At 72.8% G+C, this 14,446-nt stretch carries 13 protein-coding genes and 1 pseudogene; 6 read left to right on the top strand and 8 right to left on the bottom strand.

What is annotated here, in order from left to right; translation table 11 throughout:
- Positions 1-71 precede the first annotated feature (71 nt).
- Positions 72-1,562 carry a phenylacetate--CoA ligase family protein gene (locus tag ACILR4_RS11380; protein WP_395700967.1) on the top strand — a complete coding sequence of 497 codons (1,491 nt, stop codon included), beginning with the start codon at positions 72-74 and terminating at the stop codon, positions 1,560-1,562.
- On the opposite strand, the gene ACILR4_RS11385 is transcribed toward ACILR4_RS11380, so the two are convergent.
- Positions 1,495-2,202 (bottom strand): SDR family oxidoreductase, encoded by a 708-nt coding sequence (locus tag ACILR4_RS11385; protein ID WP_395700968.1) that lies wholly within the window; start codon positions 2,200-2,202, stop codon positions 1,495-1,497. The two genes, ACILR4_RS11380 and ACILR4_RS11385, sit on opposite strands and share 68 nt — an antisense overlap.
- Before the next feature lie 25 nt (positions 2,203-2,227).
- Positions 2,228-3,361, bottom strand: a complete 1,134-nt coding sequence (locus ACILR4_RS11390; RefSeq protein WP_395700969.1) for a thiolase family protein — start codon at positions 3,359-3,361, stop codon at positions 2,228-2,230.
- Between the two features lie 97 nt (positions 3,362-3,458).
- Here ACILR4_RS11390 and ACILR4_RS11395 point away from each other — a divergent pair, with 97 nt between their 5' ends.
- The gene (locus ACILR4_RS11395) at positions 3,459-4,028 is read left to right on the top strand and encodes a TetR/AcrR family transcriptional regulator (protein ID WP_395700970.1); all 570 of its coding nucleotides are present in this window, start codon (positions 3,459-3,461) and stop codon (positions 4,026-4,028) included.
- A 27-nt stretch (positions 4,029-4,055) separates the two neighbouring features.
- Here the strand turns inward: ACILR4_RS11395 and ACILR4_RS11400 are convergent, their stop codons facing one another.
- Positions 4,056-4,526, bottom strand: coding sequence for a nuclear transport factor 2 family protein (locus ACILR4_RS11400; RefSeq protein ID WP_395700971.1), 471 nt, complete (start codon positions 4,524-4,526; stop codon positions 4,056-4,058).
- A gap of 77 nt (positions 4,527-4,603) precedes the next feature.
- Here ACILR4_RS11400 and ACILR4_RS11405 point away from each other — a divergent pair, with 77 nt between their 5' ends.
- Together ACILR4_RS11405 and ACILR4_RS11410 are read left to right on the top strand one after the other, a co-directional pair.
- Positions 4,604-5,236, top strand: coding sequence for a TetR/AcrR family transcriptional regulator (locus ACILR4_RS11405; protein ID WP_395700972.1), 633 nt, complete (start codon positions 4,604-4,606; stop codon positions 5,234-5,236).
- Between the two features lie 75 nt (positions 5,237-5,311).
- On the top strand, positions 5,312-7,390 hold the full coding sequence (locus ACILR4_RS11410; protein WP_395700973.1) for a PKD domain-containing protein: 2,079 nt from the start codon (positions 5,312-5,314) through the stop codon (positions 7,388-7,390).
- An 18-nt stretch (positions 7,391-7,408) separates the two neighbouring features.
- On the opposite strand, the gene ACILR4_RS11415 is transcribed toward ACILR4_RS11410, so the two are convergent.
- The 3 genes and pseudogenes from ACILR4_RS11415 to ACILR4_RS11425 form a co-directional block, all read right to left on the bottom strand.
- Entirely contained in the window at positions 7,409-8,197 is a 789-nt protein-coding gene (locus ACILR4_RS11415; protein ID WP_395700974.1) for a transporter substrate-binding domain-containing protein, read from the bottom strand.
- A gap of 55 nt (positions 8,198-8,252) precedes the next feature.
- A complete protein-coding gene (locus ACILR4_RS11420) occupies positions 8,253-8,837 on the bottom strand; it encodes a universal stress protein (protein ID WP_395701033.1) in 585 nt (194 codons plus the stop codon).
- Between the two features lie 63 nt (positions 8,838-8,900).
- Positions 8,901-9,527: pseudogene (locus ACILR4_RS11425) on the bottom strand (TerC family protein); the annotation flags it as partial.
- A gap of 313 nt (positions 9,528-9,840) precedes the next feature.
- On the opposite strand from ACILR4_RS11425, the gene ACILR4_RS11430 reads away from it, so the two are divergent.
- Positions 9,841-10,371, top strand: a complete 531-nt coding sequence (locus ACILR4_RS11430) for a LysR family transcriptional regulator (protein WP_395700975.1) — start codon at positions 9,841-9,843, stop codon at positions 10,369-10,371.
- Positions 10,256-11,485 (top strand): hypothetical protein, encoded by a 1,230-nt coding sequence (locus tag ACILR4_RS11435; RefSeq protein WP_395700976.1) that lies wholly within the window; start codon positions 10,256-10,258, stop codon positions 11,483-11,485. Before ACILR4_RS11430 ends, ACILR4_RS11435 begins: the two co-directional genes overlap by 116 nt.
- Here the strand turns inward: ACILR4_RS11435 and ACILR4_RS11440 are convergent.
- Together ACILR4_RS11440 and ACILR4_RS11445 are read right to left on the bottom strand one after the other, a co-directional pair.
- Complete coding sequence (locus ACILR4_RS11440; protein ID WP_395700977.1) at positions 11,473-12,363, bottom strand: SGNH/GDSL hydrolase family protein; 891 nt, start codon at positions 12,361-12,363, stop codon at positions 11,473-11,475. The two genes, ACILR4_RS11435 and ACILR4_RS11440, sit on opposite strands and share 13 nt — an antisense overlap.
- A 17-nt stretch (positions 12,364-12,380) precedes the next feature.
- Positions 12,381-14,408: a beta-propeller domain-containing protein gene (locus ACILR4_RS11445; RefSeq protein ID WP_395700978.1), complete on the bottom strand. Its 2,028-nt coding sequence runs from the start codon at positions 14,406-14,408 to the stop codon at positions 12,381-12,383.
- Positions 14,409-14,446: the final 38 nt, after the last annotated feature.

Here is a 14,446-nt window from a genome sequence, read left to right on the forward strand (position 1 = left end):
GGCTTGCGCCTGCGCAAGAACGCGCGCCCGGCGGCGGCTAGCCTGTCGCCAGGTGCCGGCCGGAAGCCAACATGGAGCCATTCGATCCCTGGCAGCGCAGCCTGATCGCCAGCCAGGTCTGGGGCCTGCCGCAGGCCGACCCCGCGCTGCTGCGTCGCCTGCAGGGCCAGCGGCTGGTGCGGCTGGTGGCCCATGCGCGCGCGCATTCGGCGCTGTACCGCCGGCGTTGGCAGGGGCTGGACCTCGGTGCCGATGCCGACGAGGGCCTCGCCTGCCTGGGCCGCCTGCCGATGCTGGGCAAGGCCGAGTTGATGGCGGCGTTCGACGACTGGGTCACCGACCCCGCGCTGCGCCTGGACGATCTGCGCCGCTTCACCGCCGACCCGGCACGCATCGGCGAGTCCTACCTGGGCCGCTACACGGTGTGGGAAAGCTCGGGCAGCAGCGGCGTGCCGGGGGTGTTCGTGCAGGATGCGTTCACGTTGGCGGTGTACGACGCGCTGGAGCTGCTGCGCCGGCCCTGGTCAATGCGCCGCCTGCTCGACCCGCTGTTCGCCGGCGAGCGCATCGCCTTCGTCGGCGCGACGGATGGCCACTTCGCCGCGGTGGTGGCCATGCGCCGGCTGCAGCGCCTGAACCCGTGGCTGGCCGGGCGCGTGCACCTGCTGTCCTTCCTGCAGCCGATGCCGGCGCTGGTGGCCCGGCTGCAGGCGCTGCAGCCCACGCTGATCGGCACCTACCCGAACACCGCGCTGCTGCTGGCCGAGGAACAGCGCGCCGGGCGCCTGGCGCTGCGACCGCAGGAACTGCGCACCGGCGGCGAGACGCTGACGCCGGCGATGCGGCGCTTCATCGAGCAGGCCTTCGGCTGCCCGGTGGTGGACAGCTACGGCGCCTCGGAGTTCTACGCGCTGGCCAGCGCCTGCCGCTGCGGCCGGCTGCACCTGAACAGCGACTGGGCGCTGCTGGAATCGGTGGACGACCGCGGCCAGCCCGTGCCGCCCGGCGAGATCGGCAGCACCGCGCTGCTGACCCACCTGGCCAACCTGACGCAGCCGCTGCTGCGCTACGACCTGGGCGACCGCATCCGGCTGCCGGCCGAGCGCTGCGACTGCGGCTCGCGCCTGCCGCTGGTGGAGGTGGAAGGCCGGCATGACGACCTGCTGCGCCTGCCCGGCCGGCACGGCGGCCCCGTCGGGCTCACGCCGCTGGCGCTGTGCACCGTGCTTGAGGAAGAGGCCGGGCTGTTCGACTTCCAGCTCGTGCAGCGCGGGCCGGCGGCACTGGCGCTGGCGGTGCCGCAGCGGGGCGAAGCCGCGCAGCAGCAGCTGGCCCGCGCCCGGCAGGCACTGGACGCTTACTTCGAGCGTCAGGCCGCCCGGCAACCGCGCTGGGAGCTGCTCGAGGGCCAGGCCCTGCAGCGCGGGCCCGGCGGCAAGCTGCAGCGCGTGGTGGCGCTCGGCGCGCAGGGCCCCCAGGGACGCGGGCGCCGCCTCAAGCCGACGACGGGGGCAGGTACACCGGCGGCGTCGCGCCCAGGCCGGCGCGCACCTGCCGCGTGATGTCGTCGGCCAGGATCTCCAGCTGCCCGGCGGCGAGCCCGTCGTAGGCCGCGCGCACGATGGCCTCGGGCGTGCTCTTGGGCGCGTCGAGCCCGCGCGTGAGGTCGGTGTCGATGAAGCCGGCATGCAGCGCGACGACCCGCGTGCGCTGCGCCGCCAGCGCGATGCGCAATCCGTTGGTCAGCGACCAGGCCGCGGACTTGCTGGCCGCGTACAGCGGCAGCAGCGGCCCACTGATCCAGCTGGCGACCGACAGCACGTTCAGGATCGCACCGCCGCCGTTGGCGGCCAGCACCGGCGCGAAGGCCTGGCTCACCTGCAGCGGGCCGAGGAAGTTGGTGTCCAGCATCGCGCGCGCCTCGGCCACGGCCTCGGCGCGCAGCAGGCTGCCGGGCATGGCGATGCCGGCGTTGTTCACCAGCAGCGTCACGTCGGGGGCCTCGCGGGCGGCGGCGGCGGCTTCGTCGGGTTGCGTCACGTCCAGGCGCAGCGGCACCACGCCGGGCAGCTTGACGCTGGCAGGGTCGCGCGCGGCGGCATAGACCCTGCGCGCGCCGCGGGCCAGCGCCTCGCGCGCGAAGGCCAGGCCCAGGCCGCGGTTGGCGCCGGTGATCAGGAGGGTCTGGTTGCGGATGTCCATCAATGGCTCCTGTCGAGAAAGTGAATCACGGCCGTTCGAGCACCGTGGCAATGCCCTGCCCGCCGCCGATGCATTGCGTGGCCAGTGCGTAGCGCCCGCCTTCGCGCGCCAGCAAGGCTGCCGCCTTGCCGGTGATCCGCGCGCCGGTGGCACCCAGCGGGTGGCCGATGGCCATGCCGCCGCCGTCGAGGTTGACCGTGGCGGGGTCGAGCGTCAGGTCGCGGATGCAGGCCAGCGCCTGCGACGCGAAGGCCTCGTTGATCTCGACCACATCGAGCGCGCCGACGTCGAGCCCGGCGCGGGCCAGCGCCTTGAACGTGGCCGGCACCGGGCCGATGCCCATCACCGCCGGGTCGACGCCCACCGTCGCGAAGCTGCGGATGCGCGCCAGCGGCTGCAGCCGGTGGCGTTGCACGAAGGCGTCGCTGGCCACCAGCACCGCGGCGGCGCCGTCGGTCAGCGGCGACGAGGTGCCGGCGGTCACCACACCGTCGGGCCGGAAGGCCGGCTTCAGCGCGGCCAGCGCCTCCAGCGTGGTGGCCGGGCGGATGCAGCCGTCCTCGGCCACCACCGTGCCGTCGCCGGCATCGATCGGCACGATCTCGTCCTGAAGCCGGCCGGCCGCGCGAGCCGCAGCGGCTTTGCGGTGCGAATCGAGCGCCAGCGCCTCCTGGTCGGCGCGGCTGACCTGCCAGCGCTGCGCCACGTTCTCGGCCGTCTCGCCCATCGAGAGGTAGGCGTCGGTCTCGGCCAGCAGGCGTGGGTTCGGCGAGAAGTTGAAGCCGCCCTGCGGCACCATCGTCATCGACTCGACGCCCACGCACAGGTAGGCCTCGCCGATGCCGGCCTCGATGTTCGCCGCCGCGATGTGCACCGCCTGCATCGACGAGCCGCAGAAGCGGTTCACCGTCATGCCGCCCACGGTGTGCGGCAGCCCGGCCAGCAGGCCGACGATGCGGGCCAGGTTGTTGCCCTGCGCCGCCTCAGGGTAGGCGCAGCCGAGGATCAGGTCCTCGATAGCCGCGGGGTCGACGTCGGTGCGGTGCAGCAGGCCTCGCACCACCTGCGCGGCCAGGTCGTCGGGCCGCACCGCGGCCAGCGCGCCCTTCTTCGCGAAATGGAACGGCGAGCGGGCATAGGCAGCGATCACGGCTTTCATGGGCACCTCGTTTAAATGACTATCATCATGATTGCGAGTATATGACGATCATCATTTATCATGTCAAGACCCTGCCGCAGATGCTGGAGATCGCCCGATGAAAGTCAGTCGTGAACAGGCCGCGCTGAACCGCGAGCGCGTGCTGGACACCGCCGCGCAGCTGTTCCGCGAGCGCGGCTTCCATGGCGTGGGCGTGGCCGACCTGATGAAGGCCGCGGGCCTGACGCACGGCGCGTTCTACGGCCAGTTCGGCTCGAAGGAAGACCTGATGGCGCAGGCCTGCGCGCGAGCCTACGAGGAGCTGGACGGGCACTGGCGCGCGGCGGCCGAGCGCTCGCCCGAGAAGCCGCTGGCGGCGATGGTGGCGAGCTACCTCTCGCCCGCGCACCGCGACGCGCCGGGCGAAGGCTGCGTCACCGCCGCGCTGGGCGCCGAGGCCGCGCGCGAAGGCCCGGGCGTGCGCCATGCCATCACCGAAGGCACGCGTGCGCAGCTCGAGGTGCTGGCCGCGCTGTCGCCCGGTGCCACCGCGGCCGACCGGCGCCAGCGCGCGGTGGTGACGCTGGCCGCAATGGTCGGCGCGATGGTGCTGGCGCGGGCCAGCGACGACGAAGCCTTGTCGCGCGAGATGCTGCGCGCGGTCAAGGCGGCGCTGACCACGGGCTGAGCCGTCGCCGCAGCCGCCCGATCCCGTTCAGGCCGAGCCGGCTGCCGTGTCGACGATCGGCGCGGCCAGCGCCTCGGCCATCCCGCCGGCGGCCATGCGTTCACAGTAGCGCTGCAGCTTCGCGGTGTCGCAATGCACCGCCAGCCGCGTGACCCGGCCCCAGCGCAGCTCGAATTCGTGCACGCCCTGGTTCGAGCCGGGCGTGCCGTCGGGCAGCGTGAAGTGGTCGGTCCAGCTGGCCAGCGCGCGGGTGCGCCACGGCCAGCCGGCCACCACGATGTCGCGCACCTCGAAGCGCAGGCCGGGCAGCAGGCGCTGCAGCCGCGCGTACCACGCGCCGGTGCTGTGCTGGCTGCGGCGCTCGCCGGCCAGCGCATGCTGGCCGTACATCACGTGGCAGTGCGCCGCGGCGAACTGCGGCACGATGCGCTCGTAGCGGCCGGCGTTGAGATCGCGGAAGGCCTGGGCCAGCTTGCGGCGCACGATCAGGTGGTACATCCGGCAGTCCAATCTTGACAGGGAAAAGATTGACGTCATTGTCGGCGGCCAATCCTTCTCGTGTCAAGATTGGACTCATGTCCCGCCATCCCGCCCCCCGCCCCTACCACCACGGCAACCTGCGCGAGGCGCTGATCGACGCCGCGACCGCGCTGCTGGCCAGCCACGGCGCCGAGGGCTTCGGCCTGCGCGACGTGGCGCGCGCGGCCGGGGTGTCGCATGCCGCGCCGTACCACCACTTCGCCAGCCACGAGGACCTGCTGGCCGCGGTGGCCGAGCGCGGCTTCGACGCACTGGCCGGTGCGATGACGGCGGCCGCGACGCAGCCGGCGGCCACGCCGCGCGAGGCCCTGCTGGCCATCAACGACGCCTATGTCGGCTTCGCCTGCCGCCAGCCCGCGCTGTTCCGCCTGATGTTCGGCCCGCTGCTGGCACGCGGCGAGCAGTTCCCGGCCTTGCGCCAGACCGCCGAGCGCAGCTTCACGGTGCTGATGCAGGCGGCGCAGGGCTTCGACGCCGAGCAGGGCGCGCTGCTGGGCCTGGCCGGCTGGAGCCTGGCGCACGGCCTGGCCAGCCTGGCGATCGATGGCGCGCTGGCCGCGCTGCCGATGGCCACCCCGCCAGCGGAACGCCTGGCACGGCTGCTGGCCGAGCGCCTGCTGCCGGCCACGCCACCCGCGCTCGCCGGGCCGGCCGGCACCCAGCGGTAACAGCCTTGCGGCACCGGGTAACAGGAGGAAATGCGGCGCGACGGCGAACGGCCCACCCCCCTAGCATCGCGCCCCATGCGTGCACACCTCTTGCGTCTCACGGCCCGCCTGCTGCTGGCGGCCAGCCTCGGCCTCGGGCTGAGCCCCACCCTCCATGCGGCCGATGCCGCGGCCGCCACCGATGCGGTGCCCCACCGCATCAAGGGCGCGTTCCCGCTGCTGCAACTGCCGGACCGGCAGGCCGGCGGCCAGCGGGCGATCGACCTGCTCGGCAACCGGCTCGACGAGGTCGCCGCCTGGTACGGCAAGTCAGCGGACGAGTTGCGTGCGCAGCTGCTGAACGACAAGCGCATGCGCATCGACCAGCGCGGCCGCGTGCACTTCGTCGATGACCTGGATGCGCCGCTGCCCGCCGGCGCCGCGCTCAGCAGCAGCAGCGGCCTGCTCGACGGCACGCTGGCCCCGCTGGACCAGACCTTTCTGCTGCACAGCCGGCCCGGCGCCAAGCGCACCATCTACCTCAACTTCAAGGGCGCCACGCTCACCAATACGGTGTGGAACAACGGCGGCGGCAGCATCATCGCCCCGCCCTTCGACACCGACGGCGTGCCCGGCACCTTCTCGCAGGCCGAGCTCGAGCGCATCCAGTACATCTGGCAGCGCGTGTCGGAGGACTACGCGCCCTTCGACGTCGACGTCACCACCGAAGCCGTGACGGCCGACCTCATCACCCGCAGCGGCAGCACCGACGACGTGTACGGCACCGTGGTGCTGATCACCACCCGCGCCGGCGTCTACAGCTGCAGCTGCGGCGGCGTGGCCTACCTGGGCATCTTCGACGACACCAGCGACTTCTACAAACCCGCGCTGGTGTTCTACGACGCGCTGGGCCCGGGCAACGAGAAGTACGTGGCCGAGGCCATCTCGCACGAGGCCGGCCACAACATGGGCCTGAACCACGACGGCACCTCCACCGCCGGCTACTACCAGGGCCAGGGCAGCGGTTCCACCGGCTGGGCGCCGATCATGGGCGTGGGCTACTACCAGCCACTGGTGCAGTGGAGCAAGGGCGAGTACACCGACGCCAACAACGTCGAGGACGACTACGCGGTGATGCAGAGCTACGGCCTGCCGCTGCGCACCGACGACCACGGCAACACCGCCGCCAGCGCCACCGCGATGACGGTGGGCAGCAGCAGCGGTGGCATCACCAGCGCCTCGGCCAGCGGCGTGGTCGAGCGGCCGACCGATGTCGACTTCTTCTCGTTCAGCGCCGGTGCCGGCAGCGCGACCATCACCCTGAGCCCGGCCGCACGCTCGGCCAACCTCGATGCCTTGATCAAGCTGGTGAACGCCAGCGGCACGGTGCTGGCCAGCGCGAACCCGACCGGTGCGCTGAACGCCAGCATCACCTTCACGCTGCCGAGCGCGGGCACCTACTACGTTTCGGTGCAGGGCACCGGCGAGGGCGATCCGAAGGTCACCGGCTACAGCAACTACGGCAGCCTGGGCCAGTACGCCCTGACCGCCAGCTACCCGAGCACGACAGGCGGCAACCTGCCGCCGGTGGCGCGCATCACGACCTCGACCCAGCGCGGCACCGCGCCGCTGGCGGTGAGCTTCTCGGGCAGCACGTCCAGCGATGCCGACGGCAGCATCGTGTCCTATGCCTGGACCTTCGGCGACGGCGCCACGGCCACCGGTGTCAGCGCCTCGCACACCTACAGCAATCCCGGCAGCTACAGCGCCCAGCTGCAGGTCACCGACAACGGTGGACTCACCGCGAGCAGCAGCGTGACCATCACCGTCGACCCGGTGGTGGTGGTGCCGACCATGCGCGTGGCCGACATCGCGATGGGCCTGACCGTCGGCAGCCGCAACGGTAACGGCCAGGCCAGCGCCGCGGTGAAGGTGGTGGACGCCAACGGTCTGGCCGTCTCGGGCGTCACGGTAACGGGCAATTGGAGCGGCATCGTCTCGCGCAGCGGCAACAGCGCGACCACCGACAGCAGCGGCGTCGCGCGCTTCAACTCGCCCGTCACCAAGCGCACCGGCACCTTCGTGTTCACCGTCACCGGCGCCAGCCGCAGCGGCTACACCTACGCGCCGCTGACCAACACCGAGACCAGCGACTCGATCACGCGCTCGCCCTGAGGCGCCCGCTCCGCGCCATCAGCGCAGCCAGGCCCCGACGATGCGGTCGTACTCGCCGGTGGCCTTGGCCAGGTGCAGCCACTGGTCCATCCAGGCCTTGAAGCTGGCATCGCCGCGCGGCAGCAGCCAGGCCATCTCGCCGTACTGCAGCGGCTTGTCGGGGTTCACCGCGCACAGGCCCGGGCGCAGCTTCTGCTGCACGAGGGTCTCCACCGATTCGGAGATCATCAGGTCGGCGTTGCCCTTCAGGATCTCGTCGAAGATCGTCGTGTTGTCGTTGTAGAGGACGATCCTGGCCTGCTTGAAGTTGGCGCGCGCAAAGCGCTCGTTGCTGCCGCCGGGGTTCTCGATCACGGTGACGCCAGGCTTGTCGATGTCGGCCACGGTCTGGTACTTCGAGACGTTCTCGCACTTGGTGATCGGCGCCTTGCCGTTGACCATGTACGGCGCGGTGAAGAAGGCGCTCTTCTGGCGCTCCAGCGTCACCGAGATACCGCCGACCGCGACGTCGCACTTCTCCTGGAAGTCCTTCATCAGCGTCGACCAGCTGGACTTCACCAGCTCGACCTGCACGCCCAGCGCCTTGGCGGCCGATTGCACCAGGTCGATGTCCAGGCCCTCGAAGCCGCCGTCGGGCTTGTGCAGGCTGAAGGGCCGGTAGTCGCCCGGCGTGCAGACGCGCAGCTTCGCCTGCTTCTGCACGACATCCAGCCGCGAGGACACGGCCTCCTGGGCCTGCGCGGCAGGCAGCGCGAACAGCGCGGCGGCGCTCAGCGCCATGGTGGTGAGGGCAACACGATGCAGCATGGGAGGTGCTCCGCTTCCGGCAACGAGGAAGCAGCCATGCTAGCAATGCCGGCGCTCAATCGATGGCCAGCCACAGCAGCCCGCCCAGGCCCAGGCCCAGCCCGGCCGGCAGGCCCCAGCGTTCGAAGCGGGAGACGGCGCGGCCGCTGATCACCTCGACCGGCACCGGCGTGGCTTCGAGCACCTGGTTGGTCACCGAGTCCTCGAGCATGCGGGTCAGCGAATTTTTGCGGGCGGTGCCGATGACGATGTGGTGAGCGCCTAACGCGCCGGCAGCGCGGCAGATCTCCTCGGCCCGGCGGCCGATGCGCCAGTGCGTGTCGTGCGGCACCTCGGCCTCGCGCAGCAGCGCGCGCGATGGCGCCATCGCGTTCTCCGCCTGCTGGCGGTGCCAGTGGTCGCGGTCCCGCGGACTCAGGAAACGCGCGGCATGGCGCGACAGCGGTGGCTGCACGTTCAGCAGGTGCAGCCGCAGCTGGTGGTTGTGGCGGTATTCGGCGATCGCGTGGCGCACGGCCAGCAGCGCGTTCGGCGAGGCATCCACCGGCACGAGCACGTTCAGCATGGTCTTCTCTCCTGGTAGCAGATCGGCAACGGGATCGGCACTGTCCACGCTGGCGCGGGGCCGGCGCGCGGCCATCTCGGCCAGCCGGTGGCGAATGCGCGAGTCGAGCACGCGGTGGTTGTGCACGAAGGCCGCCCACAGCACCGCCGGCAGCAGCAGCCACGCGGCCCAGCGCAACGCGGGCCACTGCGCGAGCCAGGGCGCGAGCAGCGGCTCGCTGGTCATCATCTTCAGGGCGGTCCACAGCAGCACGCCGGCGCCGAGGTAGACCACCACCGGATAGCGCTCCACCACCTTCAGCACCAGCGTGCTGCCCCACACCACCACCGGCACGCTGATCAGCAGGCCCAGCACCACCAGCAGGTAGCTGCCATGGGCGGCGCCGGCCACCGCCAGCACGTTGTCCAGGCCCATCACCGCGTCGGCCACGATCACGGTGCGCATCGCGCCCCAGAACGTGGTGGCCACCGGCCCCTGGTGCTGGCCCTCGTCGTCCTCGGGCTGCAGCAGCTTCCAGGCAATCCACACCAGCAGCGCGCCGCCGGCCAGGAGCAGCCCCGGAATCTTCAACAGCCACACCACCACCAGCGTCATCGCGCTGCGCACGACGATGGCGCCGACAGCGCCCCAGACGATCGCGCGCTTCTGCAGCTGCGGCGGCAGGCTGCGCGCGGCCAGCGCGATGACGATGGCGTTGTCGCCGGCCAGCACGATGTCGATGACGATGATGGCCAGCAGCGCCGAGATGAATTGCGAGGCGTCCATGCAAGTCCTGGCAGCAGGTAGCGGGGGCCATTCTGGGCGCCGGGCTCCGGGTAAACATCGAGATTCACGATGGAACTCCGGTGCGCCCGCCGCACTCGGACCTGGCGCTGAACCGCAAAGCGGGAGTAGCCCAGGCCCCGGCAAGGGGTTGGCCGCAGCGTCGTCAATACGGGCCGCCTTTCATGCACCGGCCCCGGCCTGCGGGGCCGCCCTTCCAGCGGGCGGCTGGCGAGACCTTTGCCCCTCGGGGTGGAGGTCCGACCTGGCTGACCCATCGGCCACCGCCCCGGCTGACACGCTGGAGACGATTGCGATGGACACGGCCCGACGTTGGCGGCGCTTCCTGCGCCACGGCATGCTGCCGCAGCTGGCGGCTTTTGAAACGGTGCTGCGCCTGGGCAGCGTGACGCGCGCGGCCGACGCGCTGTCGGTCGCGCAGCCCACGGTCTCGGGCCACCTGCGCAAGCTGGGCGAGACGATCGGCCTGCCGCTGTTCGAATCCCGCGGCCGGCAGCTCGTGCCCACCGAGGCCGGCCGGGCGCTGCATGCCGCGGCCTGCGAGGTCTTCGCCTCGCTCGAGCGGGTGGATGCGGTGCTCGGCGCGATGCGGGCCGAGGGTCGCCACGACCGGTCCGCCCCGATGGCGGGCCCGCCCGCTTGCGAGGCGCTGGCCGCCGGCGCACCATCGCAGCCGGCGGTCCTGCCGGGTGCGGGCCGCCGCCCCCGCGATGCAGCCACCTTCCGCTCAGAAGCCTGCACCACCGGCGCGCCGCTGGTGGCGGTGGCTGCTGCCGGCGGCGCTGCCGGCCACGCTGCTGCTGACCCTGGCGGGTCGACCCCCTGAGCCAGCGCTGCGCAGCGCCGGGCCGGCGACCGCGCCACCGGGCGCCAGCGCGGTCGGCGCCGAGGCTGCGGCGCCGCGCCCTGCGCTGCCGCACGAGCTGGCCAGGCCCGGCCGCGAAGTGCCGCCGCGCAGCATGGCCGACGCGTCGGCCGAAGCCGGCGGCGTGGAAGTGTGCGGCTACGGCGCGGTGCACCTGGCCGTCGACGACCCGAACCCGCTGCAGCGCGTTCCGCTGGCCCTGCGCCAGGCCGCGCTCGACCAGGTGGAAGCCCATCTCGCCGCGCAGGCCGATCCCGCCTGGCGCGCCGCGGGCCTGCTGATCGGCGCGCGCGGCCGCGTGGCCGGCAGCCGCGCGCGCATCGAGCAACTGGCGCGGCTGGCGGTGTCGACCTCCGATGCGACCGTCTACGCCCTGGCCCTGCGCGGCTGCCAGGCCTATGGCGAGCGCGAAGTGGGCGCCTGCAGCCTGCTCAGCCGCGCGCAGTGGGCCCGGCTGGAGCCTGACAACCTGCACCCCTGGCTGGCACTGGCCGCCGAAGCTGCCGCGCATGACGATGCGCAGGCCGAGGCCGACGCGATGCGCCAGGCTGCGCAGGCGCGCCACAGCGATGCACGGGCCGGCCTGCTGCCCGCCCTGGTGGCGCAGGCGCTGGGCCCGCAGGTGCCCGGCCTGCAGCGCGCGCTGGCGGCCAGCCTGGCGCGCAGCCTGGACGATGGCTGGACCTTTACCAGCAGCCTGCATGCCGAGCGCTACTGCAGCGCCGAGGCGCTGGCCGACGGCAGCCGCGCCGCGCTGTGCGACGCGGTGGCGCACACGCTGGCCGAGCACAGCCACAGCCTGGCCGACGTGGCCAGCGGCGCGGTCATCGGCCGCGAGCTCGGCTGGCCGGTCGAGCGCTGGCAAGGCTGGCTGCATGAGCAGCAGGCGCTGCTGCAGCTGGCCGAGGCCGGCGGCGCCGCGGCCGCGGCCGAGCTGGACTTCAGCTGCGGGCGGCTGGCGCAGCGCCAGGCCTGGTCACGCGCCGTGGGCGCGCAGGGCGAACTCGCGTCGCTGCGCCAGCGCGTCGCGCAGCGCTCGCCGGGCGGCGCGGCAACCGCTCCTCAGAACAACTGATCGAGCTGCGCCTGCCACAGCGCGGCCACCTTGCGGTAGCCCTGGCGCGTCGGGTGGATCTCGTTGATGAAGTCGCCCGATTCGCCCGCGGCCGTGGGGTCGCCCAGCACCAGGCCCGCCGCGCGGGTGTCCACCAGTTGCAGCGCGCAGCCGGGATCCTGCTGCCGGCGCTGGTCGATCAGCCGCTGCAGCAGCGCGGCCAGGCGGTCGATCAGCAGGCCGGCCAGCGCCGCACGGTCGGCCAGCGGCACCGCAAAGGCGTCGCAGGCCGGCTGCAGCCAGGGGCCGAAGCCCGCGCCGGCACCGGCCGGCCGTGGCATCAGCGGCGCGTAGGTGTGCAGCAGCAGCGGCACGTGGCGGTTCTGGCCGCTGTCGCGCTGGTCGACCAGGTGGCGGAAGACAGCGCCCAGGTGGTCTTCGAACACCGCCCAGCCCGGCTCGCTGATGTAGACCGCGGGCACTGCCACCGCCGAAGCCGCACGCTCGGCCGGCGTGGCCAGCAGGCGGCGCTGCGGGGGCTCCTGCGGGCCGGCGCCGACCGCGTCGATCAGGTCGTTGCCGCCGCCGGACAGCAGGATCGCGTCCCACTGCATCGACTGCGGGCCGGTCAGCAGGTTCAGGAAGCGGCGCTCGGTGGTGGTGTCGGTCATGTGGTGCAGCACGGCACCGGGCCGCGCGCAGTTGACGATCACCGTCGAGGTGTTCAGCCGCAGTTCGCGCAGCACGCTGGTGGTCAGGGTCGGCGGCAGCGCACCGAACGAGAACCACGAGTCGCCCTGCGCCAGGCAGCGTGCGCCGAACATGCCGAACGGGAACGGCCCGGCATCGCCCGGCGGGTTCACTTCGGACGGGGCGATCAGCGTGACGGGCTGGGCCATGGCAATCTCCTGGGTCATCAGTTGAACGGAGAGTAACGTCCATTTGGCGCGGCCGCGTCCGGCGCGAAGCTGATGCGCCGGCGCTCGGACAGGCGCTCGAAGCGGCGCAGCCCTTCGAGCCGGCCCTCGACCAGCTCGTAGCCCATCAGCGCGAACACCCGCTCGCCCAGGAAGAGGGGCCGCGCGTTGCCGTACCAGTCGACGCAGGAGGCCTTGCAGCGGTCGTCCGCCTGCCCGAGCCGGGCCTCCAGCGCGCCCAGCGGCCGGAAAGCCAGCGCGCTCTGGCGCAGGAACAGCACCGCCGCCGCGCCCTGCGCGCCGGACTTCACGCCATTGCTGCGGACGGCGCCGGGGCCCAGGATCGGCAGCCCGAGCAGGCCCTCCTCGGCGCCGGTGGGGCGGAAGAAGAAGCCGTGCGTCCGGGTCTCGCCCTGGCGCGCGTCGGGCTGCTCGTGTCGGCCGGCCAGCGTGGCCGTGCGACCCAGGCGCACGCTGGTGAAGGTCAGCACGCTGCCGGCGTTGCCGACCAGCAGCGCATGCGCGCCCATCGCCTCGATGCGTTCGACCGCATGGCCCGGGGCCAGCGCCTGGGCCTCGGTGCCGTCGGCAGGCCGCAGCGCCCAGGCTTCCTGGCCGCCGCCCCACAGCAGCCAGTCGCCGACATAACGGTTCTGCAGGGCGCCACCGGCGGGCGCCGGCAGCAGGCGGTAGTGCTCGCGTTGCGCGGCGCCGCGGCCGTCACCGAAGGCTGCCAGCGGCACCCGCAGCAGGGCCAGGTGCGCCGCCCGGCCCTGCTCGCTGCCCCACATGCCTTCGCCGTAGCCCGCATCGCGCAACAGCACGTTCAGGTGGCCGCGATCGTCCTCCAGGAACGAGAGCTGGTCGATCGGCACGCCCGCCGTCTTCAACCCGCCGGGCGCGCTGCCATCGAGCGGAATGCGGAACACCGCCGACAGCGACTGCTGCTCCGGCGCGCGCGCCACGGGCCCGCCGCCGATCGCCGGCTCCGAGCCAGCCTGCGGCGTCACCGGCGGGGCCACTGGCGGCACCGGCAGCGGCAAGCGCCGCCGCGGCCCGCTGCTGGTCCAGACGTACACCGCGTTCGCTGACACGTAAAAGACGCGGCCAGGCGGCCCCAGCACCGCGGTCGATTCGCAGCGCATCTCGCCCTGCCCCAGCTCGCAGCTGGTGATGGTGTGCAGCGCCAACGGCTGCTGCGGGTCGAACTCGTCGTCGCTGCGGTAGATGCGCGTGGCCGGCAGGATGCGCTGGAACTCCGCCGGCGTGGCCGGCCCCTGCCAGCGCCGCACGCCGGGCATCATCTGCTGCGGCGGCGGGCCCCAGGGCTGCAGCACGGTGGGGCTGTAGAACACCAGCCTGCGGCCGATCAGCCGGCTGGCGTAGTTGCGCGACGAGTAGTAGTCGAAGCTGCGCAGGTGGTAGGTGGCCTGGTAGCGCAGCGCGCCCTGCGCGCCGAGTTCGAACAGGCCGATTTCCGTGCCGCCGCGCGCATAGCTGTAGCCGACCACGACCACGGTGTTGCCGGCGATCAGCAGTTCGTCGTACCACGCGCCGGTGGGATCGGCGTTCGGTGCGAAGGCATCGAGCATCGCCACCGGTTGCAGTGCATCACCCCCCACCTGGACGGTGAACAGCCGGCCGCGACGCAGGATCACCAGATAGTCGCCGGCACGCTTGACGATGCCGCCTTCGTCGACCCCGACGGTCTGCACATTGGTGATCGCATCGGCCGCGGTGCCGGGCGCCGCTGCTCGGCTCTCGGCCTGGGCCGCCGCGGCCGGCGCCGGCGCCGCCTGCATCGCCATCGGCGGAGCCATCGCCATGCGCGGGCGCTGGCGCTGCTGTTTCTCGGCCTCGGTGCGCCAGCGGCCCAGGGCCGCCTGCAGTTCGGCCTCGTCGGCGTAGGGCTTGAGCGTGGCAGGCGCCGCCCCCGCGGCCGGGACATCGGCAGCGGCGCAGGCGGGCAGCGGGGCAGTGGTCAGGGCCGACAGCAGCAGCGTCAGCACCAGGCGGCGGGTGGGCATCGCGGGTCTCCGGCAGGGGGATACCGGCTTCTACGGCC

Source organism: Aquabacterium sp., assembly GCF_044226965.1.
Classification (GTDB): domain Bacteria; phylum Pseudomonadota; class Gammaproteobacteria; order Burkholderiales; family Burkholderiaceae_C; genus Pseudaquabacterium.

Bases quoted from the DNA above. Each gene is read 5' to 3' on its own strand.
- ACILR4_RS11420 (WP_395701033.1), bottom strand. From the start codon at position 8,837: ATGGCCGCGCGCCGGCCCCGCGCCAGCGTGGACAGTGCCGATCCCGTT.
- ACILR4_RS11415 (WP_395700974.1), bottom strand. From the start codon at position 8,197: ATGCTGCATCGTGTTGCCCTCACCACCATGGCGCTGAGCGCCGCCGCG.
- ACILR4_RS11440 (WP_395700977.1), bottom strand. From the start codon at position 12,363: ATGGCCCAGCCCGTCACGCTGATCGCCCCGTCCGAAGTGAACCCGCCG.
- ACILR4_RS11435 (WP_395700976.1), top strand. From the start codon at position 10,256: ATGCAGCCACCTTCCGCTCAGAAGCCTGCACCACCGGCGCGCCGCTGG.
- ACILR4_RS11445 (WP_395700978.1), bottom strand. From the start codon at position 14,408: ATGCCCACCCGCCGCCTGGTGCTGACGCTGCTGCTGTCGGCCCTGACC.
- ACILR4_RS11430 (WP_395700975.1), top strand. From the start codon at position 9,841: ATGGACACGGCCCGACGTTGGCGGCGCTTCCTGCGCCACGGCATGCTG.
- ACILR4_RS11400 (WP_395700971.1), bottom strand. From the start codon at position 4,526: ATGTACCACCTGATCGTGCGCCGCAAGCTGGCCCAGGCCTTCCGCGAT.
- ACILR4_RS11395 (WP_395700970.1), top strand. From the start codon at position 3,459: ATGAAAGTCAGTCGTGAACAGGCCGCGCTGAACCGCGAGCGCGTGCTG.
- ACILR4_RS11390 (WP_395700969.1), bottom strand. From the start codon at position 3,361: ATGAAAGCCGTGATCGCTGCCTATGCCCGCTCGCCGTTCCATTTCGCG.
- ACILR4_RS11385 (WP_395700968.1), bottom strand. From the start codon at position 2,202: ATGGACATCCGCAACCAGACCCTCCTGATCACCGGCGCCAACCGCGGC.
- ACILR4_RS11410 (WP_395700973.1), top strand. From the start codon at position 5,312: ATGCGTGCACACCTCTTGCGTCTCACGGCCCGCCTGCTGCTGGCGGCC.
- ACILR4_RS11380 (WP_395700967.1), top strand. From the start codon at position 72: ATGGAGCCATTCGATCCCTGGCAGCGCAGCCTGATCGCCAGCCAGGTC.
- ACILR4_RS11405 (WP_395700972.1), top strand. From the start codon at position 4,604: ATGTCCCGCCATCCCGCCCCCCGCCCCTACCACCACGGCAACCTGCGC.